This window comes from Micromonospora sp. WMMD975 (assembly GCF_029581215.1).
In the GTDB taxonomy this organism is placed as follows: domain Bacteria; phylum Actinomycetota; class Actinomycetes; order Mycobacteriales; family Micromonosporaceae; genus Micromonospora.
In genome coordinates, this window is sequence record NZ_CP120739.1 from 3,937,232 (window position 1) to 3,961,858 (window position 24,627).

The 24,627-nt window shown below is 72.2% G+C and carries 21 protein-coding genes; 8 read left to right on the top strand and 13 right to left on the bottom strand.

Going from position 1 to position 24,627, the window contains the following annotated elements:
* The first annotated feature begins 817 nt into the window (after positions 1-817).
* On the top strand, positions 818-1,900 hold the full coding sequence (locus O7613_RS17005; protein WP_281587424.1) for a polyprenyl synthetase family protein: 1,083 nt from the start codon (positions 818-820) through the stop codon (positions 1,898-1,900).
* A 141-nt stretch (positions 1,901-2,041) separates the two neighbouring features.
* Here O7613_RS17005 and O7613_RS17010 read toward each other — a convergent pair whose 3' ends face one another.
* Positions 2,042-2,422 (bottom strand): Rv2175c family DNA-binding protein, encoded by a 381-nt coding sequence (locus O7613_RS17010; protein WP_281587423.1) that lies wholly within the window; start codon positions 2,420-2,422, stop codon positions 2,042-2,044.
* A 143-nt stretch (positions 2,423-2,565) separates the two neighbouring features.
* Between O7613_RS17010 and pknB the strand changes: the two genes are divergently transcribed.
* Together pknB and O7613_RS17020 are read left to right on the top strand one after the other, a co-directional pair.
* Positions 2,566-4,551 (top strand): Stk1 family PASTA domain-containing Ser/Thr kinase, encoded by a 1,986-nt coding sequence (gene pknB / locus O7613_RS17015; protein WP_281587422.1) that lies wholly within the window; start codon positions 2,566-2,568, stop codon positions 4,549-4,551.
* 114 nt (positions 4,552-4,665) lie between these two features.
* Positions 4,666-5,544 (top strand): deoxyribonuclease IV, encoded by an 879-nt coding sequence (locus tag O7613_RS17020; RefSeq protein ID WP_281587421.1) that lies wholly within the window; start codon positions 4,666-4,668, stop codon positions 5,542-5,544.
* Positions 5,545-5,874: 330 nt separating this feature from the next.
* On the opposite strand, the gene O7613_RS17025 is transcribed toward O7613_RS17020, so the two are convergent.
* The 4 genes from O7613_RS17025 to O7613_RS17040 all read right to left on the bottom strand — a co-directional run bounded on the left by O7613_RS17025 (position 5,875) and on the right by O7613_RS17040 (position 10,724).
* The gene (locus O7613_RS17025) at positions 5,875-6,909 is read right to left on the bottom strand and encodes a GntG family PLP-dependent aldolase (protein ID WP_281587420.1); all 1,035 of its coding nucleotides are present in this window, start codon (positions 6,907-6,909) and stop codon (positions 5,875-5,877) included.
* On the bottom strand, positions 6,902-8,308 hold the full coding sequence (locus O7613_RS17030) for a 3-deoxy-7-phosphoheptulonate synthase class II (protein WP_281587419.1): 1,407 nt from the start codon (positions 8,306-8,308) through the stop codon (positions 6,902-6,904). The genes O7613_RS17025 and O7613_RS17030 overlap by 8 nt, the downstream gene beginning before the upstream one ends.
* Positions 8,309-8,387: 79 nt before the next feature.
* Positions 8,388-8,873 carry a hypothetical protein gene (locus O7613_RS17035; RefSeq protein WP_282289275.1) on the bottom strand — a complete coding sequence of 162 codons (486 nt, stop codon included), beginning with the start codon at positions 8,871-8,873 and terminating at the stop codon, positions 8,388-8,390.
* 207 nt (positions 8,874-9,080) lie between these two features.
* On the bottom strand, positions 9,081-10,724 hold the full coding sequence (locus tag O7613_RS17040) for a glycosyl hydrolase family 18 protein (RefSeq protein ID WP_282289276.1): 1,644 nt from the start codon (positions 10,722-10,724) through the stop codon (positions 9,081-9,083).
* A gap of 144 nt (positions 10,725-10,868) precedes the next feature.
* Here O7613_RS17040 and O7613_RS17045 point away from each other — a divergent pair, with 144 nt between their 5' ends.
* Positions 10,869-11,357, top strand: coding sequence for a glutathione peroxidase (locus O7613_RS17045; RefSeq protein ID WP_281587416.1), 489 nt, complete (start codon positions 10,869-10,871; stop codon positions 11,355-11,357).
* A 61-nt stretch (positions 11,358-11,418) separates the two neighbouring features.
* Here O7613_RS17045 and O7613_RS17050 read toward each other — a convergent pair whose 3' ends face one another.
* Together O7613_RS17050 and O7613_RS17055 are read right to left on the bottom strand one after the other, a co-directional pair.
* Positions 11,419-12,225 carry an SGNH/GDSL hydrolase family protein gene (locus O7613_RS17050; protein ID WP_282289277.1) on the bottom strand — a complete coding sequence of 269 codons (807 nt, stop codon included), beginning with the start codon at positions 12,223-12,225 and terminating at the stop codon, positions 11,419-11,421.
* A 303-nt stretch (positions 12,226-12,528) separates the two neighbouring features.
* On the bottom strand, positions 12,529-12,879 hold the full coding sequence (locus O7613_RS17055) for a DUF2203 domain-containing protein (protein ID WP_282289278.1): 351 nt from the start codon (positions 12,877-12,879) through the stop codon (positions 12,529-12,531).
* 450 nt (positions 12,880-13,329) lie between these two features.
* Here O7613_RS17055 and O7613_RS17060 point away from each other — a divergent pair, with 450 nt between their 5' ends.
* Together O7613_RS17060 and O7613_RS17065 are read left to right on the top strand one after the other, a co-directional pair.
* A complete protein-coding gene (locus O7613_RS17060; RefSeq protein ID WP_282289279.1) occupies positions 13,330-14,760 on the top strand; it encodes a metallophosphoesterase in 1,431 nt (476 codons plus the stop codon).
* Positions 14,757-15,692: an HAD-IA family hydrolase gene (locus O7613_RS17065; protein ID WP_282289280.1), complete on the top strand. Its 936-nt coding sequence runs from the start codon at positions 14,757-14,759 to the stop codon at positions 15,690-15,692. The genes O7613_RS17060 and O7613_RS17065 overlap by 4 nt, the downstream gene beginning before the upstream one ends.
* On the opposite strand, the gene O7613_RS17070 is transcribed toward O7613_RS17065, so the two are convergent.
* The 5 genes from O7613_RS17070 to O7613_RS17090 all read right to left on the bottom strand — a co-directional run bounded on the left by O7613_RS17070 (position 15,644) and on the right by O7613_RS17090 (position 19,715).
* Complete coding sequence (locus O7613_RS17070) at positions 15,644-16,288, bottom strand: SLATT domain-containing protein (protein WP_282289281.1); 645 nt, start codon at positions 16,286-16,288, stop codon at positions 15,644-15,646. The two genes, O7613_RS17065 and O7613_RS17070, sit on opposite strands and share 49 nt — an antisense overlap.
* A gap of 240 nt (positions 16,289-16,528) precedes the next feature.
* A complete protein-coding gene (proC, locus tag O7613_RS17075) occupies positions 16,529-17,338 on the bottom strand; it encodes a pyrroline-5-carboxylate reductase (protein ID WP_282289282.1) in 810 nt (269 codons plus the stop codon).
* Positions 17,339-17,423: 85 nt separating this feature from the next.
* Positions 17,424-18,452 (bottom strand): 6-phosphofructokinase, encoded by a 1,029-nt coding sequence (locus tag O7613_RS17080; RefSeq protein ID WP_281590178.1) that lies wholly within the window; start codon positions 18,450-18,452, stop codon positions 17,424-17,426.
* A gap of 179 nt (positions 18,453-18,631) precedes the next feature.
* On the bottom strand, positions 18,632-19,135 hold the full coding sequence (locus O7613_RS17085) for a pyridoxamine 5'-phosphate oxidase family protein (protein ID WP_281587404.1): 504 nt from the start codon (positions 19,133-19,135) through the stop codon (positions 18,632-18,634).
* Between the two features lie 82 nt (positions 19,136-19,217).
* Positions 19,218-19,715 carry a polyadenylate-specific 3'-exoribonuclease AS gene (locus tag O7613_RS17090; RefSeq protein WP_281587403.1) on the bottom strand — a complete coding sequence of 166 codons (498 nt, stop codon included), beginning with the start codon at positions 19,713-19,715 and terminating at the stop codon, positions 19,218-19,220.
* Positions 19,716-19,961: 246 nt separating this feature from the next.
* On the opposite strand from O7613_RS17090, the gene O7613_RS17095 reads away from it, so the two are divergent.
* Positions 19,962-20,654, top strand: coding sequence for a Crp/Fnr family transcriptional regulator (locus O7613_RS17095; protein ID WP_091059444.1), 693 nt, complete (start codon positions 19,962-19,964; stop codon positions 20,652-20,654).
* Positions 20,655-20,720: 66 nt separating this feature from the next.
* On the opposite strand, the gene O7613_RS17100 is transcribed toward O7613_RS17095, so the two are convergent.
* Positions 20,721-20,924, bottom strand: coding sequence for a hypothetical protein (locus O7613_RS17100; RefSeq protein ID WP_282289283.1), 204 nt, complete (start codon positions 20,922-20,924; stop codon positions 20,721-20,723).
* Between the two features lie 185 nt (positions 20,925-21,109).
* On the opposite strand from O7613_RS17100, the gene O7613_RS17105 reads away from it, so the two are divergent.
* Positions 21,110-24,592 carry an adenylate/guanylate cyclase domain-containing protein gene (locus O7613_RS17105; protein ID WP_282294556.1) on the top strand — a complete coding sequence of 1,161 codons (3,483 nt, stop codon included), beginning with the start codon at positions 21,110-21,112 and terminating at the stop codon, positions 24,590-24,592.
* The last annotated feature ends 35 nt before the right edge of the window (positions 24,593-24,627 follow it).

Below are 24,627 nucleotides of genomic sequence, written 5' to 3' on the forward strand. Positions count from 1 at the left end.
ATCGGAAACGACGACGCGGTCCGGCCGGGACGTCGTACCTCCGGGGTAGAAACGACGCCAGCGCGGTGGGGCGGCCGACGGCCGGCCCCGGGGTCCCGCGCGGGGGTCGCCACGACAGCGACGCGCCGGCGCGCACGGCCGGGCGTCACCGCCCGCGTCCCCGCTCCGGAGGTCCCGATGATGTCGCCCGCGCCGTCCGTCGCCCGCCCGCTCGGGCCGCTCCTGGCCGAGCTGCGCGCTGCCCGTGGCTGGAGCCAGCGGCGGGTCGCCGCCGAGCTGTGCGCCGCCTCCGGCGTGCCCACCCTCACCCGACACGAGATATCCCGGTGGGAACGCCAGCTCCGGCTCCCCGGCGACTTCTGGTCCGCCTGGTTGGCGCGGGTCCTCGGGACGCCGGTCGAGCTGATCGCCAACGCCACCGCACGCAGTCGTCGGCTGCGCCGCGGGCGGGCCGGTCGCTCAACCGGGCCGACCGCCGGACCCGCTCGGGTCGCGGGGCTGCCCGACCCGGCCACCGGGCCCGTCCACGCCCTCACCCGGGCCCCGAGGACGCCCGTCCCGGCCACCGGGTCCGCCCACGCCCTCACCCGGGCCGCGAGGACGCCCGTCCCGGCCGCCGTCGCCGTCACGAGGGCCGCGGGGCGTCCAGGCCGGCCGACCGACGCCGATCCGGGTCACCCGCGGCCACCCACCCGCGCCGGCCGCTCCCCGCGCCGGTGTGGTCCCGAGGCGAGGCCGACGCGGGCCGTTCCGGGGCGGACGGCGCGCCGGGGGCGGCGACGGGGCGTGTCCGGCCGGGACCGACTAGCGTCGTGGCGTGACCCACGCTGCTCCCGTCTCCCCGGTCGACCGCGCCGGCCTGCGCCAGCGGATCGACAAGGCGCTCACCGAGTTCCTCGCCGGCCAGCGCGCCCGGCTGACCGCCGTCGACGACGGCCTGCTGCCGGTCGCCGAGGCGATCGAGGCGTTCGTGCTCGGTGGCGGCAAGCGGCTGCGGCCGGCCTTCGGCTACTGGGGTTACCGGGGTGCCGGCGGGATCGATTCCGACCAGGTCGTCGCCACCCTGGCCGCGTTGGAGTTCGTGCAGGCCAGCGCGCTGATTCACGATGATCTGATGGACCGGTCGGACACCCGACGGGGCGAGCCTGCGGTGCACCGGCGGTTCGCCGCCCGGCACCGTGACGCCGGGTGGGGCGGCGACGCCGGCTCCTTCGGCGACGCCGCCGCGATCCTGCTGGGCGATCTCTGCCTGGTGTGGTCCGACGAGTTGCTGCACTCCGCCGGCCTGGCCCCGGCGACGGTGGCGCGGGCCCGACCGGTCTTCGACGAGATGCGCACCGAGGTGACCGTCGGGCAGTACCTGGACGTGCTGACCCAGGCCACCGGCGACACCTCGCTCGACCGGGCCGGGAAGGTGGCCCGGTACAAGTCGGCGAAGTACACCGTCGAGCGTCCGCTGCTGCTGGGCGCCGCGCTGGCCGGCGCGCCGGCCGAGGTGCACGCGGCCTACTCGGCGTACGGGCTGCCGCTGGGTGAGGCGTTCCAGCTCCGCGACGACGTGCTGGGCGTGTTCGGCGACCCGGCGCGCACCGGCAAGCCGGCCGGCGACGACCTGCGCGAGGGCAAGCGGACGTACCTGGTGGCGGCGGCCCTGGAGACGCTCGACCCGGCCGGCCGGGAGCTGCTGCTGGGCGGCCTCGGCACGTCGGATCTGGACGCCGCCGGGGTGACCCGGCTGCGCGAGCTGATCACCGCGAGCGGCGCGTTGGAGCGCACCGAGCGCCGGATCGCCACGCTCACCGAGGGCGCGCTGGCCGCGTTGACCGCCGTCGACCTGGACACCGAGGCCCGCCAGGCCCTGGTCGACCTGGCCATCGCCGCCACCCGCCGCACCGACTGACCCCCACCCCGCCCACGCACGCCCCCCGCCCCGCTCTCCCGCGACCGGTCGATCATGAAGTTGGCGGCTGAGTTGATCTCCAATCGTGCCGTCAACTTCATGATCAGCGGGCGGGGAGAGCGGGGCGGGGGTGGGGGTGGGTCAGAAGGCGGTGGCCTGTGCTCGGCGCTTGACCTCGCGGGCCAGGTCACCGGCGAGCGCGGCGGCTGGGGTGCCGGGCAGGCTCGGGTCCTCCCGGTACAGCCAGCGCAGCGCCTCGTCGTCGTCGTAACCGGCGTCGGCGAGCAGGTTGAGCACGCCGGGTAGGTGCTTGAGCACGTTGTGGTTGGCCACCAGGTCGGCCGGGATCCGGCGGACGCCGTCGCGGCGCACCGCGAGCAGCTCGCGGTCCCGGATCATCTGGTGCACCTTGCTGATCGACAGGTCGAGGCGCTCGGCCACGTCCGGCAGGGTCAGCCAGCCGGCCGGGTCGGCCGGTCCGGGCAGGTCGGCGCCGGCCTCGGCGGGTACGGAATCGGTCACCCGACCACCCTGCCACGTGCCCGCCGCGCCGGGTGCACGGCACCCCCGGACCCGCCGGTGGAGCGTGGTGGCCCACCGGTGTCGGAACCCGGCGGTAGCATCCTGTTCATCCTTTGCCGCTCCGACACATAGACTGCCTGCCGATGGACACACAGGTCGCCGACACGTTGCTTGGCTCGCTTATCGACGGGCGCTACCGCATCCGCGGTCGCGTGGCCCGTGGCGGCATGGCGACCGTCTACACCGCCACCGACGAGCGCCTGGAACGCACGGTGGCGGTCAAGATCATTCATCCGACCCAGGCGCCCCAGGCGCGGGCCCGGACGGCCGGCTTCGTCGAGCGTTTCACCGACGAGGCCAAGACCATCGCCCGGCTCACCCACCCGAACGTGGTCGCGGTCTACGACCAGGGCATCCACGCCGGCCTTCCCTATCTGGTGATGGAGTACGTCCGCGGCCGCACGCTGCGCGACGTGCTCGCCGAGCGGCGCCGGCTCGACCCGGAGGAGGCGCTCGCGATCGCCGAGCAGATGCTCGCCGCGATCGCCGCCGCGCACCGGGCCGGCCTCGTGCACCGCGACGTCAAGCCGGAGAACGTGCTGGTCGCCGAGGCGCCCGCCGGCGGCCGAGGCGACCTGGTCGACAGCGTGGTCAAGGTGGCCGACTTCGGGCTGGCCCGCGCCGTCGAGGCCAGCGCCGAGGAGGAGAACGGCAACCAGCTCATGGCGACCGTGGCGTACGTGGCGCCGGAGCTGGTCACCCAGGGCCACGCGGATCCGCGCACCGACGTCTACTCCGCCGGCATCGTGCTGTTCGAGATGCTCACCGGCCGGGTGCCCTACGACGGTGACCGTCCGGTGGAGGTCGCCTGGCAGCACGTCGACCGCGACGTGCCGGCGCCGTCCACCCTGGTCCCGGCGTTGCCGCCGGCCCTCGACGCGCTCGTCGCCCACGCCACCCGGCGTGATCCGGCGGCCCGTCCGGCCGACGCCGGAGCGCTGCTGACCGAGGTTCAGACGGCCCACGAACAGCTGGGCAATCCGCACGCGCACACCGCCGTACTGCGCCAGATCGGCGACGACACGTCGGTGCTGAGCCAGCCGACGCAGGTGGTGGCCGCGCTCCGCCCGGCCGAGCGGCCGGCCTGGGCCCGGCTGCCCGAGGGCGGTGGTGGGCAGCGCCCGCACCGACGCCGCGCCGAAGAGCCGGAGGGGCCGGGCGCCCGGCTGGCCGCCCTGCGTACCCGGGTCATGGGCTCACCGCGCGGCCGGCTGGCGGTCGCCGCGGTGGTCGTGGTGCTCGGCCTGGTGGCCGCCGGCGGTGGCTGGTGGTTCGGGGTGGGCCGATACACGGTCGCGCCGCAACTGGTGAGCCTGACCAAGGCCGACGCGGAGGCGCAGGCCCAGCGCGGCGGGTTCACGCTGCGCTACGCCGATCCCCGCTACGACGAGAAGGTGCCCAAGGACACCGTGCTCGGGCAGACGCCGGGGTCGGCCGCCCGGATCGTCAAGGGCGGCACCATCACCCTGACGCTGTCGCTCGGCCCGGAGCGGCTGCCGGTGCCGGACGTGGTGGGCAAGGACTACGAGCTGGCCCAGGCCGAGCTGACCGATGCCAAGCTGGCGCCGGCCAAGGGCTCCTCCCGGTACGACGACGCGCTGCCCGCGGGCGTGGTGCTGGCCACCGACCCGAAGGTGGGCACGGTGGTCAAGCCCGGGTCGAAGGTGACGCTGATCCTCAGCAAGGGTCGTGCCCCGGTGACCGTGCCCAACCTGGTCGGCAAGAGCCTCAACGAGGCGCGGGGCATCCTCGGGCAGCTCGGGCTGAAGGCGGAGGAGAACTTCAAGGAATCCGACAAGCCGAAGGACGAGATCCTCGGCCAGAGCCCGGCCGACGGCACCGGCGTGGAGAAGGGCGCCAAGGTCAAGCTGGAGATCAGCAAGGGCCCGCCCCAGGTGACCGTCCCCCGGGTGATCGACATGCCGTGCCAGCAGGCCAAGCAGACGCTGGAGAGCCAGGGGTTCCCGGTCAACGTCCAGCTCAACCCGAACGGCACCGTCAAGCTCCAGAACCCGCCCGAGAACACTCCGGTGCCGCCGGGCACCACGGTCACGGTGACCTGCCTGTGAGCGCGAGGAGTGAGCCGGTCTTGCGAGCCCCGCAGTCGCGAACGAAGACGGACCCGTGAGCGCGAGGAGTGAGCCGGTCTTGCGAGCCCCGCAGTCGCGAACGAAGATGGACCCGTGAGCCCGGCGCACGGGGTCGGCGACCGCCGCCGGGTGGGCTCGCACACGCCCACCTCCGGCGGACTGGCCCGCGCCGCGCTGCCGTACGCGGAGGCAGCCGGCTCGGAGGTGGTGCAGGTCTACGTCTCCAATTCACGCGGCTGGGCGCTGCCGGCGGGTGACCCGACCCAGGACAGCCTGTTCCGCGACGGCTGCGGCGAACGTGGCCTGCCCGTCTTCATCCACGCCTCGCTACTGGTCAACCTCGGCTCCCCCACCCCGGCCACGGTCGCCCGCTCGGCGGAGACGCTTGCCCACGCGCTGCGCCGGGGCCGGGCCATCGGCGCCGAGGGCGTGGTGTTCCACGCCGGCAGCTCGGTCGACGAGGGGCACGCGGAGGCGGCCTTCCGGCAGGTCCGGGCCTCGCTGCTGCCGCTGCTGGACGAGTCGGCGGCCGTCGGCGGGCCGATGCTGCTTGTCGAGCCGAGCGCCGGGGGCGGCCGGTCGCTGGCCTCCCGGGTCGAGCACCTCGGCCCCTACCTGGACGCGGTCGACCGGCACCCCATGCTCGGCGTCTGCTTCGACACCTGTCACGCCTGGGCAGCCGGGCACGACCTGGCCGCCGAGGGCGGCATGACCGCCGCGCTGGACACGCTCGTCGCCACCGTCGGCGCCGACCGGCTACGACTGGTGCACGCCAACGACTCGAAGGACCTGTGCGGCTCCACCCGGGACCGGCACGAGAACATCGGCAAGGGCAGCATCGGCGAGCCGGCGTTCGCCGAACTGATGCGTCACCCCGCGACCGCCGGTGTCCCGGTGCTGGTGGAGACCCCGACCGAGAAGCACGTCGGCCACGCCGCCGACATCGCCACCCTCAGACGTCTTCACCCCTGACACCACTCCCCGTCGGCCCCGCCCCGGCCACTCCGGCCACTCCGGCCACTCCGGCCACTCCGGCCACTCCGGCCACTCCGGCCACTCCGGCCACTCCGGCCACTCCGGCCACTCCGGCCACTCCGGGTTGATCATGAAGTTGACGGCATCGAATCGGACAATTCGCGCCGTCAACTTCATGATCAACCCGGCCCCGGCTCGGCCCAGGCTCGGCCCCGGCCCGGCCCCGGCCCGGCCCAGGCTCGGCCCCGGCCTGGCCCGGCCGGGTAGTGGGAGGGGTGGGAGGGGTGGGAGGGGTGGGAGGGGTGGGAGGGGTGGGAGGGGTGGGGGTCAGGCGGCGCGCAGGATGGTGGTGAGGATCTCGGCGGCGCGGTCGGTCTGGGCGTCGGTGACGTCCAGATGGGTGACCAGCCGGGCGGTACGCGGGGCGAGCACCGAGATCAGCAGGCCCTCCGCCCGGGCGGCAGCCGCGAGGGCGTGCGCGTCGAGCGGGTGCTTGGTCAGGTCCAGCGGCACGATGTTGGTCCGCACGCCGGTCGCGAGCACCCCGTGCGGTGCGACCGCTTCGGCCAGCCGGGCGGCCTTGGCGTGGTCGTCGGCGAGCCGATCGACGTGGTGCGCCAGCGCGTACCGGCCGGCTGCGGCGAGGATGCCGACCTGCCGCATGCCGCCGCCCATCCGCTTGCGCAGGAACCGGGCCCGGGCGATCTTCTCGGCGCTGCCCAGCACCAGCGATCCGACCGGCGCGCCGAGGCCCTTGGAGAGGCAGACCGACAGCGTGTCGAAGAGCGCGCCGTACTCGGCCAGCGGCACCCCGTCGGCCACGTGCGCGTGCCAGATCCGGGCGCCGTCGCAGTGCAGGGCGAGCCCGTGTTCGTCGGCGACCGCGCGCAGCCGGCGCAGCGTGGACAGCGGGATCACCCCGCCGCCACCCCGGTTGTGGGTCTGCTCCACCGCGATCGCCCGGGTGGGCACCGCGAAGTAGCCGTCCGGCCGGATCATCCCCACGACCACGTCGGGGTCGATCTCCGCGCCCACCGCCGGCCAGGTCCGCGACGAGATTCCGCCGTACGCCGCCGCGGCGCCGACCTCGTACGTGACCACGTGCGCGTCGGCGTCGCAGAGCAGCTCGTCGCCGGGTGGGACGAGCAGTTGCAGGGCGAGCTGGTTGGCCATCGAGCCGCTCGGGGCGAACAGCGCCGCCTCGTGCCCGAACCGGGCGGCCACCTCGGCTTCGAGCGCGACGACGGTCGGGTCCTCACCGTAGACGTCGTCGCCCACCTCGGCGGTGGCCATGGCCTCGCGCATCCCCGGGGTCGGCCGGGTCACGGTGTCCGTCCGAAGGTCGATCAACGCGTCAGCCACGGAGCATCTCCGCGACCAGGAAGGCCAGCTCCAGCGACTGCTGGGTGTTCAGTCGCGGGTCGCAGGCGGTCTCGTACCGGCCGGGCAGGTCGAGGTCCTCGATGCCCTGGGCGCCGCCGAGACACTCGGTGACGTCCTCACCGGTCAGCTCGACGTGCAGGCCGCCCGGGTGGGTCTCCAGGCCGCGGTGCACCTCGAAGTAGCCGAGCACCTCGTCGACGATCCGGTCGAAGTGTCGGGTCTTGTAGCCGTTGGAGGACTCGTGGGTGTTGCCGTGCATCGGGTCGCACTGCCAGACGACCTTGGCGCCGGCGGCGGTGACCTTGGCGACGATGGGCGGCAGCGCGTCCCGGACCCGGTGGTTGCCCATCCGGCTGATCAGGGTGAGCCGGCCGGGCACATTGTCCGGGTTGAGCTTCTCGCAGAGCTCGATCGCCTCGTCCGGGGAGGTGGTGGGGCCGAGCTTGACGCCGATCGGGTTGGCGATCCGGGAGATGAAGTCGATGTGCGCGCCGTCGATCTGCCGGGTCCGCTCGCCGATCCAGAGGAAGTGCCCGGACAGGCCGTACGCCTTGCGGTCGGAGATCCGGGTCAGCGCCCGGTCGTACTCCAGGGCCAGGGCCTCGTGGGAGCAGTAGAGCGTGACCGTGCGCAGCGCCTCGTCGTCAGTCATCCCGCAGGCGCGGATGAGCGCCAGCGCCCGGTCGATCTCCCGGGCGATCGCCTCGTAGCGCTCGCCGGCCGGGGACCGCCGGACGAAGTCCTTGTTCCAGTCGTGCACCGCGTGCAGGTCGGCCAGCCCACCGGCCAGGTACGCCCGGAGCATGTTCATCGCGGCGGCCGAGTTGGCGTACGCCCGGATCATGCGTTGCGGGTCGGCGACCCGCGCCTCCGGCGTGGTCTCCAGCGAGTTGATCATGTCGCCGCGGTAGGCGGGCAGGCCGCGCGCGTCGGTGGGCAGGGACCGGGGTTTGGTGTACTGGCCGGCGACCCGGGCCACCTTGACCACCGGCAGCGACGCGCCGTAGGTGAGCACGATCGCCATCTGGAGCAGGGTGCGGGCGTTCGCCAGCAGGTGGCTCTCGGTGTTGTCGACGAAGGTCTCCGCGCAGTCACCGCCCTGGAGCAGGAACGCCTTGCCCTCGCAGACCATGGCCAGCCGCTGCCGCAACTGGTCGACCTCGTAGGGCGCGACCACCGACGGCACCGTGTCCAGCACCGTGCACACCTCGGTGACCTGCGCCGGATCGGTCCAGGGCGGGGTCTGCGCACGTGGCAGCTCCCGCCAGCGGTCGAGGCCGAGGGCCACGTCCTCGGCGGAGTCGGCGGTCGGGCGGCTGGTCTGCAGACCGGGGCTGCCCACGGCGGGGTGACTCAGCTGATGCCACTCTTGGCGCATACCCGAGAGCGTACGGCGATCGTCCGGGCACGTCTTCCCGAGGGGGACGGTTCCGGTGGGTGGGAGACCGGCGGCCGGGTCAGGGCGTGCCGCTCGGCGGGGGCGAGTTGCCGCCCGGCGCCTCGCCGGCGATGCACCAGTCCGCGCCGGTGCGGGTGACCGTGAACAGCAGCGCGCGGTCGGCCTTTCGGGAGCCGGCGGCCACCGTGATCACGGCGCTCACCTCCTGGCCCTTCGAGCCGGTGCGGACGTCGGTGATGGCCGCCTGCGGCACCGTGAAATGGTCGGCGAAGTCGCCGTTCGGGCCGGTGGCGGCGGCGTCGAAGGCGGCCTGCATGGGCGCGCAGAGCTGGCTGCGGCCGGCGTCTGCGTCCCGCGCGGCCAGCGCGTCCAGGTATGCCTGCACCCGCTCCCGGCTCTTGGCTGCGGCCTCCTCCGCCGGGGCCCGGCCGGTGGGTGCGGCAGGGCCGCCGTTGCCGTCGCCCGCGCCGCAGCCGGCCAGGCCGATCGGCAGGAGCGCGAGCACGGCAAGTGCGGCCAGCGGGGTGCGGTGCTGGGGAGCCATCGACCCTCCTTCTCGGCGCATACCGTTGGTCGGCGAGTGTGCCACACCGGCCCGCGCGGCGGCCGGCGACCTCCCCATCCTCGCTCCGATCGCCCCCGTTCGACCAGGGTGGCACGCGGGCGGGGAGGGGCCGGTGCGGCCCCTCCCCGCCGGGTGGGTGGTGCGTCGACCCTCGGCCGGGCCGAGGGGTGGTGCATCGACCTCGGCTCAGCCGAGACCGCCCTTGATGGCGCCGATCAGCTCACCGTTGCTGGTGTCACCGGAGAGCTCCCAGAAGAACGCGCCACCGAGGCCCTGGCTGTTGGCGTAGCTCATCTTCCCGCCGATGGTGGACGGGGTGTCGTAGCTCCACCAGTTGCTGCCGCACTTGGCGTAGGCCGTGCCGCCGACCGTGGCGGTGGCCGGGCAGGTGTTCTTGAGGACCTTGTAGTCCTCGATGCCCGCCTCGTAGGTGCCCGGCGCCGCGCCGGTGGCGCTGCCGCCGGGAGCGGTCTGGGTCACGCCGGTCCAGCCGCGTCCGTAGAAGCCGATGCCGAGCAGCAGCTTGTTGGACGGCACGCCCTTGGACTTGAGTTTCTGGATCGCCGCGTCCGACCAGAAGCCCTGCTGCGGGATCCCGGAGTACGAGTAGAGCGGGGAGTGCGGCGCGGTCGGCCCCTGGGCGGCGAAGGCGCCGAAGTAGTCGTACGTCATCGGCATCAGCCAGTTGAGGTTCGACGCCGCGCCGGCGTAGTCGGTCGCGTCGATCTTGCCGCCGTTGCTGCCGTCGGCGGTGATCGCCGCGGTGACCAGGAAGCTGGAGCCGAACTTGCTCCGCAGCGCCGAGACCACGTTCTTGAACGCGTTCGGGCCGCTGGCGTCGCACTGCAGGCCGCAGGCGTTCGGGTACTCCCAGTCGATGTCGATGCCGTCGAAGACGTCCGCCCAGCGCGGGTCCTTGACCAGCGAGTAGCAGGAGTCGGCGAACGCGGCCGGGTTCTGCGCGGCCTGGGTGAAGCCGGCCGACCAGGTCCAGCCGCCGAAGGACCAGAGCACCTTCAGGTTCGGGTACATCTTCTTCAGCTTGCGCAGTTGGTTGAAGCTGCCGCGCAGCGGCTGGTCCCAGGTGTCGGCGACGCCGTCGACGCTGTCCGCCGCGGTGTACGCCTTGTCGTAGTCGGCGTAGCTGTCGCCGATGCTGCACCGCCCGCCGGTGGTGTTGCCGAAGGCGTACAGGATGTGGGTCAGCTTCGCGGCGGAGCCGCTGGTGTGGATGTTCTTGACGTGGTAGTTACGGCCGTAGACGCCCCACTCGGCGAAGTAGCCGACCACCTTCTTGCCGCCGGTGGGCGGCGTGGTGGTGGGCGGCGCCGTCGTGGTCGGCGGCTTGGTGGTGGGCGGCGCCGTCGTCGCCGGCGGCTTGGTGGTGGGCGCCGTCGTGGTCGGCGGCGCGGTGGTCGGGGTGCCGCCGCCGGCGCAGGCGCCGCCGTTGACGGTGCAGTTCGACGGGCCCTTGTACGCGCCGGTGCCGTTGTAGCCCCAGTTGAAGCTGGCGCCCGGGGCGAGCGACCCGGCCCAGCTCTTGTTGACCGCGACGTAGTGGTTGCCGCTGCGGGTCACGTCGGCGTCCCAGAAGCTGCCGATCGTGGTGCCCGACGGCAGGTCGAACTCGATGCGCCAGCCGTTCACGCTGGCGCTGGTGCCGTTGGTGACGGTCACCCGTCCCTCGTGACCGGTCCCCCAGTCCTGCACCTTGGTGAACGTGGCGGTGACGCTGCCGGCGGCCGAGGCGGTGGTCATCGGCACCGCGGCGGCCACGAGCGCGACCACGGCGCCGGTGGCCCACAGGGCTCGGCGGAGCGATCTCTTCATACGGCGTCTCCCCAAACAGTTAGGAAACTTTCCAAATTGATTGCTGAGACGCTACTCACGCCGTCATCAGTTCGTCAAGATGCAGCGGCGTCGATTTCGCGGGTGGCGCGGGGTGAGCCGGGCGTCGGCCCGTAGCCTCGTCCCATGACCGTTTTCGACGTGCAGATCGACGCCCTCACCGGCGGCCCGGCCGACCTCGGCCGCTATCGCGGCCAAGCCCTGCTGGTGGTGAACGTGGCCTCCCGCTGCGGCCTCACCCCCCAGTACGCGGGCCTTCAGGCGCTCGCCGACGCGTACGCCGGGCGCGGGTTGACCGTGCTCGGGGTGCCGTGCAACCAGTTCGCCGGCCAGGAGCCGGGCAGCGCCGCCGAGATCGAGGAGTTCTGCCAGGTGAACTACGGCGTGACCTTCCCGCTCACCGAGAAGGTCGACGTCAACGGCCCGGACCGGCACCCGCTCTACGCCGCGCTGGTGTCCACGCCGGACGCCGAGGGACACACCGGCGACGTACGGTGGAACTTCGAGAAGTTCCTGGTCGCGCCGGACGGCGGCGTGGCCGCCCGGTTCGCCCCGCAGGTCACCCCGGACGACCCCGAGCTGCGGGCGGCGATCGAGAAGGTGCTGCCGGCCTGAGGGTACGACGCGGCGGCGCGCCTCCGGCCGGAGGCGCGCCGCTCACGGCCGAGTGCTCCGGTCAGCCGGCGGCGGACCGGAAGACCGGGTAGTAGCCGCCGGACTGCCCAGCCGTCGTGGGGTGATAGGAGACGGTCAGGTTCAGCACGTTCAACGCGTGCAGCCACTTCTCCCCGTAGCTGCACAGCTGGTGGCCGACGAAGGCGGACCGCACGTCGGCGAACGTGAAGCCGGCGGAGGTGGCGGCCGTCCGGGTGATGTCGTCGACCAGGTTGATGCCCTCGTTGATCTTTGCGCGCGAGGTGGCGGTGAGCCCGACGCAGACGGTGCCGAGCTGGTAGAAGACCGGATAGCCGACCACCACGACGCGGGCCGAGGGGGCCCGGCCCCGGATGCCGTTGTAGACGTTGGCGAGCCGGCCGGGCAGTTGGGCACGCGCCACGGTCATGGCCGAGTTCACCGCCGCCACGCACTGCGACTCGCCCTGGAGCACGCAGGTGCTCATGATGCTGGCGAAGCCGACGTCGTTGCCGCCGATCGTGACGCTGACAAGCGTGGTGGTCGAGGAGAGCGCGGAGAGCTGGCCGCTGATGACGTCCGCCGTGGTCGCGCCGGAGCAGGCGACCGAGCGGTACGAGGCCGGCCGGATGTTGGCGTTGTAGAGGGCCGGGTAGGCGTTGGTGCTGCGCAGGCAGTTGCCGCTCTCGGAGGTGTAGCTGCCGGCGCCGACACCGGAGGCGTACGAGTCGCCGAGCGCGACGTAACGGTCGGACGGGGCGGCCTGGGCGGGCGCGGCGGCCAGGGTCAGGGTGACCCCGATCGAGGCGGCCAAGGTCAGGGCGAGGGTGGCAAGACGGGATCTCCGCACGTCGCACTCCTGGGGGTGGGAAGTGGTGGTGAGAGATAGATATCAATAAGATCACTAACCATGGAAGCTTGTCGATTCGCGACACTCGTCCATAGAGACTTGTCCATACAAAAGGCTGCGGTGGCCCCCGGCTACGAGGTGGTGCTCAAGCACCTCACCGGCCCCGGAGACACTCCGGGACCCGGTGGTCGTCGCGACCCCGCCGCGCGCCTACCGGCAGACGCCCGCCGCACCGCTCGCCGGGAACGACTTCGGCGGGCCCGCTCAACTCGTCGGCGCGACCGCACAGACCGGTGCGACCGCTCAGACCGGGCGGCGGCCGGCGAAGCCGCACTCGACCCGGTGGTACCAGCGGACGTCCGTGTCCCCCTCCAGCCAGCACCAGAGCACCGCCCGGCCGTCGCGCTCCCCCGGGAAGTCGAGCAGCACCGGGGCGATGCCCTTGACCTCGATGTCGTGCTGGTGGAACTCCTCCACCACGGCGTGCAGCCGGGCCTCCAGCGCCTTCACCTCGGCGAGCCCGCCGAGCGCGCTGGCGCCGTGGTCGGCCAGGTCGACCCGCAACTCGGCGAGGTCGGCCCGACACCGGATCAGCTCGTCGACACGGGGCTTGAGGGTGGCCACGAGGTGTCGCGCCTGGGCGAGAGTGAACACCGGGCCAGTATGGGGCACGGACTCTGACTCTCGTAGGCGCGTCGACCATGCGCTCACCGTTCGCGAGGCATCACCCGACCGGGGACATCGAACGGCGGACAAGGGATATCACCCGTCGATGCACTCCGGTATACAAGGGATCCGACCCGGATCAACCCTTCACATGATCCCGACACTCTTCGGAGGCTCACTGGCATGAGCGATGGATCGGCACCGCCCAGGGTCCCGGACCTCCTATACCTCTTCCGCTACCGGGATCTCGTCGCTGACACCCTGCCCGAACATCGCACGGTCATGCGTGAGCGAGGTTGGTGCTGGTGGGGATGGTGGAAACGCCCGAACGAGCCTGGACGCCTGGAGGTGTGGGAGGCACTCGAACGTAAGACGCGGAGCGGACAACGAGTCCGGGTCGGACTCTTCCACTCCGGCACGGGCACGGTCCATCCAGCCATGGTCGAGCGGGTGATCCTGCCCCGGGCAGACGAGCTGGGCGCCTTTGTGTCGCTCAGCCCGCCAGCCGCCGAATTGGAGGGTGTGCCACCGTATTACCGGTCGAGTCGGCACAGTCGAGGTTGGTTGAAGCTGTTAGCTCTGGCCGATGAGCCGATCGAGTTCTTCGGCAAGTTTTCCTTCGCCACCGCACCCCCGCTGCCCCATCACCCGTCCAGCCAGTTGGAGCGACTGGTGGGCAAGCGGATCCTCGATGCCGATGAGCTGCGCGCGATGGATACGACCATCTGGGAGATCCGGCCGGCTGAGCCCGCGGATTCCAGCGAACGGTTCCTGACCGCGTCACAGCGCCAAGACACGGCGCTCGCCACAGAACCGGTCGCATGCCCCGGCCCGTGGCTGCTTCACCTCACCGATCCGCACTATGCGACGGGTCGGTTTCGAGACGAGCATCAATGGCGGCTGGAGACCGAGGACGGACCGACCCGTCCGACGATGGTCGACGCTGTCTCCAACGCCCTGGCTCATCACGAACGCTCGGTCGGGGCGGTTCTCGTCACGGGCGACCTCACCTACGTCGCTGCTCAAGAGGAGTTCCGGGCCGCGCGGGCAGCTCTCTTCAAGTTGACCAACGGCCTGCTTGGCTTAGGCATGGAGCATCTCGTCGTCATACCCGGCAACCATGACATAGCTTGGACACGCAGTGAGTCCTACGAGTACGGAGCGCCGGTGGACGTCGCCCCGGCCGAGGCAACCGCCAACTACCGGGAGTTCTTTCACGCGCTCTACGGATATCCAGCCTCCCCCCACCTCTCGATGGCTCGCCGCTTCGTGTTTCCGGGCGGCAACCTCGTCGACATCGCCGCCGTCAACTCGAGCTCCTTGGAACAGGGCCAGGCGTTCCTGGCCGGCATGGGGCGGGTTCAGGAATCCGCATACCGCGAGGTGACGAGCGCCCTGACGTGGTCGAGTCCTGGATCAGCACTGCGCGTGCTGGCGCTTCACCATCATCTCGCGCTGACCGAGGACCTCGAATCCGCAGACGAGTACGCCACCGGCTTCGGGATCGCCATCGATGCGCCCAGGATCCAGCGCATGGCCGCCCGGGACGGTGTGCATCTCGCGATCCACGGGCACAAGCACCGTGCCTTCGTGTGGCGCGCCGAGGCGTACCATCTCCCCGAATACAGCAACGAACGCTGGGATCTGGGCCGTTTCAACATCGTCGGAGGCGGGAGCAGCGGCTCGAAATCGTCAGACGGTCGGCGTAACTTCTTCAACCTGATCCGAGTGGCGGGTCCTGTCGTGGAGTTGGAGATGTACCGAAGTCAGCAGCAAGGTGCGTTCGAGCGCTTCATGACCTGGCGAGCGCCGCTGGTTACCGGGCGAGACGGCCGGCTGGAGATGGCACCCTGGCAGGTCGTTTCGTGACGCCCCCGCAGTCCCGCGTTGTGCAAGCGCTGATCCTCGACCTGGACAACACGCTGTACGACTGGATCGCCTACTTCGTGCCTGCGATACAGGCGATGGTCACCGCAGCGGCCAACCTTCTCGACGTCACGGAGGAAGAGTTACGTGGCGATCTCCAACTGGTGCATCGCAGACACGGCAACACCGAGCACCCGTTCGCGCTGCTCGAAACCCCTGCAGTCGAGCGGCGCCTACCCGGGATGAGCCCTCGGGACCGACACGCGCATCTATTACCCGCCTTCGCCGCCTTCAACAAGGTCCGACGCGACCACCTGCGCCTCTATCCGGGTGTCGAGAGCACCCTCCGGGCTGTCAGGTCCACCGGCTGTCGCATCGTGGGTCACACCGAGGCCAAGGATGTGAACATCAGCAGTCGGGCGAGAACTCTCGGACTCGATGCGATGCTCGAGGCTGTTTACGCGCCGCGGTTCGTCGGACCGCCGCACCCCCTGGGTGCGGATCGGAGACAGGCTCCGGCCCCGATCGAGGTACGGGTGCTCCCGCCGGCAGCCCGCAAGCCCAACCCCGAGATCGCCCGCCAGATCTCCGAGCAGCTCGGCGTCCCGGCCAGCCGCTGTCTCTACGTAGGCGACAATCTGAGCAAGGATGTGGCGATGGCCAAACGCGCGGGGATGTATGCCGCGTGGGCACGCTACGGCACCCGCCACGACCCTGTTCTCTGGCACCATCTGGTCAACATCTCGCATTGGGATCCCGTGGCCGTCACCGCGGCTGAGACCGACAGTGAGGATGCCTCACGATTCGCACCGGACGTCACGCTCGACGCCTTCCGAGAGTTGCGGGATCACTTCAACTTCGCCGCCGCGCCTGGTGCGGAGCGACTTCAGTGCGAGGTGACATCCGAGTTCCTGGCGGCCCGGTCGACGGAGTGAGCAGCGCCAGCCGACGGATGGGCGGGCAGCGATGGCCACCCGCTCCGCCGGTTCAAGTCACCGATGTTGCTCCGAAATTCGCTCAACCACTCACCGGTCTCCGCCTCCACCAGGTCGGCCGTGCGCATCACCAAGGAGCGGATGAGGGCCTCGCGATGTCGCAGCATGCCGGAGGACGCGGCACCAGATCCGGCCGGGTCCGCGCCGGGAAGCGCGGACGCCGCCCAGTCCAGCCGGAATTCGGTGACGGCCCGCTGAATCGCCTGCGCGGCGGTTATGTCACGCATCCACGCTGAGGACAGCCCGAAGAAGTGGTCAAAGGCGAGGCATCCACCGGCGACGGCCAACAACACGTATCCCCAGCTGCCGTCGCTCGCGGAGCGGGCCGCGCTGACCAAAGGCACCATGCCGCCAGCAACAGCCAGCAGGATGGCGCAACCACGCAGTACGCGGGAGATCTTGCGCCGGACCGCCTTGTCGCGCAGGTACCAAGCGATCGAATCCTCGGCATGCCCCTCCGCCCACTCGCGCAGCTGGTCCAGAAGGACTTCAGGCCGTTCCTCGCCAGCGAGCTTCGGAAACGGGCGAACGGTCATGTCCCGTCTGGGCGCCCTCGTGTCCTGCCGAGGTGCCTGCCCGTTGCCGCTCACCATCGTTGGCCCCCGTCCATTGGAACGGGCAGGTCCTGACCGGGTTGCGGATCACGCATCGAGAAACACATCCGTCCCATGGAGACAGCCTGCGCCATCGGCTCGTAGCCCTCAAGCACGAGCATTCTGCCCCGGGCTCACCACGCCTCCGGTCCTGGGCGGGCGCGGTGGGGCGGGGCCTTCGCCTCATACCTGGGCGGCGAGTTCGCGGGCGCGGTCGCGGGCCGCCTCCAGCGCCGCCAGCATCGCCGCGCGTACCCCATGGTTTTCCAGCTCGCGGATCGCGGAGATGGTGGTGCCGGCGGGCGAGGTGACCGCCTCGCGCAGCTTCACCGGGTGTTCGCCGGAGTCGCGCAGCATCACCGCCGAGCCGATCGCGGTCTGCACGATCAGCTCGTGCGCCACCTGGCGCGGCAGGCCGAGCAGGATGCCGGCGTCGATCATGGCCTCGACCAGCAGGTAGAAGTAGGCGGGGCCGGAGCCGGAGAGCGCGGTGACCGCGTCCTGCTGCGACTCGGGCACCCGGAGCGTGGCGCCGAGCGGGGAGAACATCTCCTCCGCCAGGGCCAGGTGCGCGCCGGTGGCGTGCGCGCCGGGCGAGATGGCGCTCATCGCCTGGTCGACGAGCGCCGGGGTGTTGGTCATCACCCGGATCACCGGGGTGCCCTCGGGCAGCCGCCGGTTGAAGAAGCTTGTGGGCAGCCCGGCGCAGAGCGAGATGACCAACTTGTCGGCGGGGACCTTGGGACCGACCTCGTCGAGCAGCGCGGCGGCGTCCTGCGGCTTCACCGACACGGCGAGCACGTCGGCCTCGGCCACCGCGGTGAGGTTGTCCACCACCCGTACGCCGTAGCGGTCGGTCAGTTCCTGCGCGCGGGCCGGACGCCGGGCGGTGGCGAGCAGCCGCTCCACCGGCCAGCCGGAGCGGAGCAGCCCGGAGAGCATCAGCTCGCCGATCTTGCCCGCGCCGATCACCGCTACCGTGTTCCCGCCCACCACGCCTCCTCGTCCGACTCCGACACCTGTTAAGCGGGGCCCCCGCCTATGCAGAAGGCGTTAAGCGGGGGCCCCTCCTTACATCTCAGCTGCCGAAGAAGACCTCGGCCTCGGTGTAGCGCTCCAGCGGCACCGTCTTCAGCTCGCGGGTGGCGTCGGCCAGCGGGACGCGGACGATGTCCGTGCTCTGCATCGCGACCATCTTGCCCCAGTCGCCCTCGTGCGCGGCGTCGATGGCCTGGAGGCCGAGACGGGTGGCGAGCACCCGGTCGAACGCGGTCGGGGTGCCGCCGCGCTGGATGTGGCCGAGCACCACGGTGCGGGCCTCCTTGCCGGTCTTCGCCTCCAGCTGCTCGGCGAGCCACTGGCCGATGCCGCCGAGGCGGACGTGGCCGAACGAGTCGAGCTCCTGGTTGTGCAGCACCATCTGGCCGTCCAGCGGCTGGGCGCCCTCGGCGACCACCACGATCGGGGCGTACTGGTGCTGGAAGCGCTTCTCGACGTACCCGGCGACCTGCTCGACGTCGAACTGCCGCTCGGGCAGCAGGATCACGTTGGCGCCGCCGGCGAGGCCGGCGTGCAGGGCGATCCAGCCGGCGTGCCGGCCCATCACCTCGACGACGAGGGTGCGGTGGTGGCTCTCGGCGGTGGTGTGCAGCCGGTCGATCGCCTCCATCGCGATGTTGACCGCGGTGTCGAAGCCGAACGTGTAGTCGGTGGCGCCCAGGTCGTTGTCGATCGTCTTCGGCACGCCGACGACGTTGACGCCCAGCTCGTGCAGCTTGGTGGCGACGCCCAGGGTGTCCTCGCCGCCGATCGCGATCAGGGCGTCCACGCCCTGCGCGGCGAGGTTCTCCTTGATCCGCTCCACCCCGTTGTCGATCTTGAACGGGTTGGTCCGGGACGAGCCGAGGATGGTGCCACCGCGCGGCAGGATGCCCCGCACCTCCGCGATGCCCAGCGGCTTGGACAGACCCTCGAGCGGGCCCTTCCAGCCGTCCCGGAAGCCCACGAACTCGTGACCGTAGGTGGCGACGCCCTTTCGGACCACCGCCCGAATCACCGCGTTGAGACCAGGGCAGTCGCCCCCGCCGGTGAGCACGCCGATACGCATGATCCGCTCATCCTCCTGAGACATCGGGTGAAGCCCGGATAAGCCCCAGGATATGTGTCAGATCAGACCATCGGCGCCGTTGCCGGCCCGGGGCGGGCCGTCCGTGCGAACTGTAGTCGCCGCTGGTGCGGGCCGGCACCGCGCCCCGGGCCGTTTCCGACCGATGGTCGGCTTACCGGTCAGTAGCCGACCTCCTGGTTCTCACCCGCCTTCGGCGGCTTGCCGGTCACCGCCGCCTTGGCGAAGCCGAGCAGGTTGACCACCGTGCTGCCCGGCGAGTCCCAGTACTCGGCCGAGCCGGCGTGCACCCTGATCAGGGTGATCCCCGGCGTCTGGAGCCCGTCCGGGAACCACGCCTTGAGCACCGGGCTCCACAACTCCTTCGCGCGGGCGTCGTCCCACTCCTCGGTGGCGGTGCCGGCCACCGACACCCAGGCGTTGTGCCTCTGGTCGGAGAAACCCACGTTGACCTGCGGGTTCACCCTGATCTGGCGGATCTTCGCGGAGTCGGCGTAGGCGAAGAACCACAGGTCGCCGTCGAAGTCCGCCTCCTGCAACCCCATCGGCCGGCTGACCAGCCGACCGTCCACGGCGCTGGTGGTGAGCAGGCAGATCCGAGCGTCCCGGATCAGCTCGGTGACCTTGCGCCGGGCGTCGGCGGCGTTTGTCGGCTCGTTGCTCATGGGCCCTCCTCGGATCGGCGTGATGCCGCCTCCGATGCCCCGGGCAGAACGGGTCAAACCTGCCGCCCTAGCCGGGCCTGCGCTAACGCGCGGTCATCGCCCGCCAGCGGGCCAGGTTGTGCCGGGCGTCGACGAGCGCGTCGTGCCGGTCGGCCTCGGCGTCCGGCAGCCGGGGCCGCCCCCGGTCGTCCCAGAGCTGGCGCAGTTCCTTGGTGAACCGGGGGATCTCCCGGGGCAGCGCCGGCATGGCGCCCCAGAGCTGGGCCAGCACCACGTGGTCGTACGCGGCGTACCAGGCCCACAGCTCCACCTGCTCGCCCGGGCGGTCCCGCACCGGCGCGAGCAGGAACTCGTGCAGGTCGTCCCGGATCCGCTCCCGGGACCGCCAGGCCCGGTCGGCCGGCGAGGGGAGCTTGTCCAGCACGTTGCGCCGCACCCAGGGCACGGCGCGGGAGTCGTCGAACTCGGTGGAGACCGCGTAGAACTCGCGGCCGTACTCGTCGACGACGCCGATCGACACCAGGTCGACGGTGCGGCCGTCCTCGATGAATTCGCAGTCGTAGAAGTAGCGGTAGACCATCGCGCCCATCCTCGCCCATCGGCCCCGCCGGGCCGCCGTCGGGGCGTCCGCCGAGGTCGGCGCCGCACCGGTCGCGAGCCGCCATGGTCACGGAAGTGTCTCCGGGGGTGTACAGCACGCTACCGGGCCGTCATGATCTGATGTGTACCGCCGTCGGGCGCCGAACCGGTTGAGCTGCCTAATACCGGGACTGACAGCTTCACCCGGTGTGCGAGTGGTGACTTCTGACCGGGGAGGAGTTGAGCCGTGGAGTCTCGCCTGCCGGAGCCGGGTGACGCGCTCACGGGCGTGGAGATGTTCGCCGGGCTGGAGCCGGAGGTGCGGCAGCGGGTCATCGCTGCGGCCGTGCCCCGCACCTACCGCAAGGGGCAGTTGCTCTTCGTCGAGAACGATCCCGGCGAGTCGCTGATCGTGCTGCGCCGCGGCGCGGTGGCGGTGTTCCGCACCGCCCCCACCGGCGAACGGGCCGTGCTGTCGGTGATCCGACCACCGGACGTGCTGGGCGAGGTCTCGCTGCTGGACGCCTCGACCCGGTCGGCCTCGGCGGAGGCCATCGAGGACTGCGCGGCGCTGGCGCTGTCCCGCCCCGCCTTCATGGAGCTGGTGCACTCCAACCCGCGCATCCTCGACGCGGTGATGCGCTCCCTCGGCCAGCTGATCCGCCGGCTCACCGAGCAGAACGCCGACCACGTCTTCCTCGACCTGCCCGGCCGGGTGGCCAAGACGCTCGTGCGGCTGGCCGGCGAGAGCCAGGCCCCGATGATCACGATCGAGCTCAACCAGAGTCAGCTCGCCGAGATGGCCGGCGGCTCCCGGCAGAGCGTCAACCAGGCCATCGGCTCGTTCGCCAGCCGCGGCTGGCTGCGTACCGAAGGGCGCCGCATCGTGGTCACCGACGTGGCCGCGCTGCGCCGCCGCGCCGGCATGAGCGACCGCTGAGCGGTACGACGACGGGGCCCGGCGGTCGTCCCGCCAGGCCCCGCCGGGTGTCACCGGTCCGTCGTGTCACTTGTCCTTGCTGTCGGCCGGCGGCGCGCTCGGGCCGGGGCCGATCTTCGACGGGTCGGTCTTCTTCGACGGTGTCGTGGTGGTCGTCGTGGTCGTGGTCTCGGTCGATCCGCTGCCTGCGGGCTGCTCCACCATGCCTTTTTCCTCCAGTTCGGCGAGTGTGACGGCGTCCACGTCGACCGTGTCGCCCGGGGCCCACACCGTCCCTCGTGGATCGATCCATGGGGCGGAAAGCCGGACGTGCACGGCGCTCTCCCTGTCGACGGGACTTCCTGCTAGAGGAGACTAGACCCGGCCGAACAGCCGCATCGTCCCGTCGACCCGTCGGGTACCCGACTGGGGCGGCGGCGCGGCACACTGGGTACCTCACGCGTACGGAGCCGGACATCGACCTCACCTGTGGACACTGCACCCGGACCGCCGGGCCGGACGACCGCTTCTGCGGCGGGTGCGGCCGGCCGCTCGCGGCGGCCTGCCCGGGCTGCGGCCACGCCAACGACGCCGGCGCCAACTTCTGCACCAACTGCGGCCAGCCGCTGCGCGACCACGCGGTCGCGGTGCAGGAGGACCGCCGGCAGGTGAGCGTGCTCTTCATCGACATCGCCGACTTCACCACGTACGCCGAACGGGCCGACCCGGAGCAGGCCCGCGGCCTGCAACAGGCATACTTCGCCACGGTGCGCCGGCTGGTGCACCAGTACGGCGGCGTGGTGGAGAAATACATCGGCGACGCGGTGATGGCGTTGTTCGGCGCGCCGGTGGCCACCGACAACGACGCGCTGCGCTGCGTACGCGCCGGGTTGGAGCTGCAGCGGAGCCTGGCCCGGCAGCCGGCCGGGCCGCATCCGCCGCTCGGCTTCCGGGTGGGCATCGCCACCGGCGAGGCGCTTGTCGACCTGGCCGCGGCGCGCGACGGCGGCCAGGCCTTCGTCACCGGTGACGTGGTCAACACCGCGAGCCGGTTGCAGGCGCTGGCCCCGGTGGGCGGCGTGGTGGTCGACGAGAGCACCTGGGCGGCCACCCGGCGCGAGATGGAGTACGCCGACCGGCCGCCGGTCACGTTGCGTGGCCGGTCGGCGGTGAGCCGCATCTGGCTGGCCGTCCGGGCCCGGCCCCGGCGTGACCGGCAGGGCCCCGAGCTGACCCCGATGGTCAACCGGGACCACGAGCGCGGTCTGCTGGTCAGCGCGCTGCACCGCACCGTCACCGAGCGCACCTCCCAGCTCCTGACCGTCTTCGGTCCGGCCGGGGTGGGCAAGAGCCGGCTGCTGCGCGAGCTGGCCCGGCACGCGGCCAACCTGCCCGGCGCGCGGGTCACCTGGCTGACCGGTCAGTGCCCGCCGTTCGGCGAGAACGTCACCTACGCCGCCCTGGCCGACATCGTGCGGGGCTGGGCGGGGCTGGTCGGCGCCGACGACCCGGCCGCCAGCCGGGAGCGGCTCCGCGACCGGCTGGGCCGGCTCGCCGACCCGCACGCGGTCCGGCTGGCCGAGGCGCTGGGGCCCCTGGTCGGCGTACCCGGCGAGCGGCTCACCTCGGCCGAGACCGAGGCGGCGTGGCGGCGTTTCCTGCTCGCGCTGGCCGCGACCGGCCCCACCGTGCTCGTCTTCGAGGACATGCACTGGGCGGACGAGGCGATGCTCTCCTTCGTCGAACAGCTCGGCGCGGCGGCCCGCAACGTGCCGCTGCTCGTCGTCGCGACCGCCCGGCCGGAGCTGCGCGAGCGGCACCCGGCCTGGACCGGCACGATCAGCGGCGCGATGTCCATCTCGGTGCCACCGATGCACGACGGGGACATCGACACCCTCTACTCGCTGCTGCTCGGTCAGGCCACGCTGCCCAGCGAGGCCCGCGCGCCGCTCATCGAGTTCGCCGACGGCAACCCGCTCTACGCCCAGGAGTACGCCCGGATGCTGCTCGACGGCGGCCTGGCCGAGCGTACGGCGAGCGTGGCGCTGCTCGACCCGACGGGCGGCGCCGGGATGCCCCGCACCGTCCAGGCGGTCATCGCCAACCGGCTGGACCTGCTCGACCCGGCCGACCGCACGGTGCTTCAGGCCGCCTCCGTGGTCGGCGTGCAGTTCTGGGCGGCGCCGGTGGCGCTGGCCCTGGGCCGGCCGGTGGAGTGGGTGGAGCGGGCGCTGCATCGCCTCCAGCGGCGTGACCTGGTCTTCGAGCTGCCCAGCTCGACCATGCCCGGTCAGTCCGAATATCGGTTCCGGCACGTGCTGGTCCGGGACGTCTGCTATCAGCGGTTGCCGCGGGCGGAGCGGGTGGCCCGGCACCAGGGCGCCGCCGACTGGCTGGAACAGCTCGCCGACGGCCGGCAGCACGACCTGGCCGAGGTCCTGGCCAACCACAGGTGGGCGGCGCACGAGATCGCCCGCACGGTGGGGCTCGACCAGGCCCCGCACGCCGCCGCCACCCGGTCGGCGCTGCACCGGGCCGCCCGCCGGGCGTACGAGCTGCACGCGCTGGAGACCGCGGCCACGCTTGTCGGGCGCGCGCTGAGCGTCGACTGCGGGCCGGACCCGGCGCTGGAGCTGTTCCAGGCCGAGCTGGCGTTCTATCGGGACCGCGACGGGTTCCTGGTCGACGGCGGCACGGCACGACTCACCGGCCTGGCCGGCCGGCTGGCCGACGCCGGCGATCTGCCCGGCGCGGCGACGGCGTGGCGCCTGCTGGCCACGGCGGCGTGGGCCCGGGCCGACCGGTCGGAGACGTTGCGCTGCCTGGACCGGGCGATCCGGCTGCACGCGGAGCTGCCGGACAGCGAGGACAAGGTCGGCGCGCTGCTGGAGCTGGCCCGGGCGCACATGTTCGACGCGCAGACCGAGCCGGCCTGCGTCGCCGCGAGCAGCGCCGCCGAGCTGGCCGAACGGCTGGAGCTGCGGGAGGCGCGGGCGAACGCCCGGATCACCCTGGCGGTGGCCCGCTACCAGGCGGGCGCCGAGGAGGCGTACGCCGAGCTGGCCGAGGTCACCGAGGAGTGCCGGGTGGAGCGGCTCACCAGCCGCCGTCGGGCGGTGCACAACCTGGCCTGGGCGTTGCAGGAGGAGGGCGACCTGGCCGGCTCGGCCCGGCTGGTCGCCGAGCAGCGGTCGCTGGACCTGGCCGGCCTGCACGGCCTCACGGTGACTTTCAGCGACCAGTGGACCCGGTCCTACTACAGCGGGGACTGGACCGCGGCGCTGCGGATGGCCGAGGGGTCGACCCGGCGCCCGACCGACGAGTGGGACCTGCACGTCGTGGCGATCTCCGGCTGGATCCGGGCGCTCGGCGACGGCCCGGCCGCCGACATCCCGACCGCCGCCGACGACGCGCCGGACCTGGTGGACCAGGCGCTTGTCGCGGCCCGGCGCAGCGGCTTCCACCGGGTGCTGCGGTCCACCGTGGCGCACGCCGCGCTCTGCCGGGCGGTGCAGGGTCGCCGGGACGAGGCGCTCGCGCTGCTCGCCGAGCTGGACGAGGACTGGCGGCGGACCCGGATGATCCCGTTCGCCGAGTGGGTGCCGGCGGTCGGTCACGTCGCCGGCCTGCTCGGCGGCGACGCGGCGGTCCTGGTGCGCGACCTGCTGGCCCGGGCCCCACGGGCGACCCGCTGGGCACGGGCGGCCGGCCGGTCGGCCGACGCGGCGCTTGCCCACCGTGACGGCGACGCCGCCCGGGCGGGCCGGTTGTTCACCGCCGCGGCGCAGGACTACGCGGACATGAGCGACGTCACCGACCATCTCCTCGCGTCCGCCCTGGCGGTGCGGCCGTTGACCGAGGCGGACCCGCCGGCCGCGGCGGCGACGCTGGCCCGGGTACGCGCCTTCGCGGAGCGGCACGCCGCCGTCGGCCTGCTCCGCATCGCGGCGGCCGGCTGAGCGGTCCGGATCCGTTAAGACAGGTTTTCGGCTTT

Coding starts and splice junctions, on each gene's coding strand:
- pknB (WP_281587422.1), top strand. CDS start 2,566: ATGGACACACAGGTCGCCGACACGTTGCTTGGCTCGCTTATCGACGGG.
- O7613_RS17030 (WP_281587419.1), bottom strand. CDS start 8,308: ATGCGCCAAGAGTGGCATCAGCTGAGTCACCCCGCCGTGGGCAGCCCC.
- O7613_RS17035 (WP_282289275.1), bottom strand. CDS start 8,873: ATGGCTCCCCAGCACCGCACCCCGCTGGCCGCACTTGCCGTGCTCGCG.
- O7613_RS17040 (WP_282289276.1), bottom strand. CDS start 10,724: ATGAAGAGATCGCTCCGCCGAGCCCTGTGGGCCACCGGCGCCGTGGTC.
- O7613_RS17045 (WP_281587416.1), top strand. CDS start 10,869: ATGACCGTTTTCGACGTGCAGATCGACGCCCTCACCGGCGGCCCGGCC.
- O7613_RS17060 (WP_282289279.1), top strand. CDS start 13,330: ATGGTCGAGCGGGTGATCCTGCCCCGGGCAGACGAGCTGGGCGCCTTT.
- O7613_RS17070 (WP_282289281.1), bottom strand. CDS start 16,288: ATGACCGTTCGCCCGTTTCCGAAGCTCGCTGGCGAGGAACGGCCTGAA.
- O7613_RS17080 (WP_281590178.1), bottom strand. CDS start 18,452: ATGCGTATCGGCGTGCTCACCGGCGGGGGCGACTGCCCTGGTCTCAAC.
- O7613_RS17085 (WP_281587404.1), bottom strand. CDS start 19,135: ATGAGCAACGAGCCGACAAACGCCGCCGACGCCCGGCGCAAGGTCACC.
- O7613_RS17090 (WP_281587403.1), bottom strand. CDS start 19,715: ATGGTCTACCGCTACTTCTACGACTGCGAATTCATCGAGGACGGCCGC.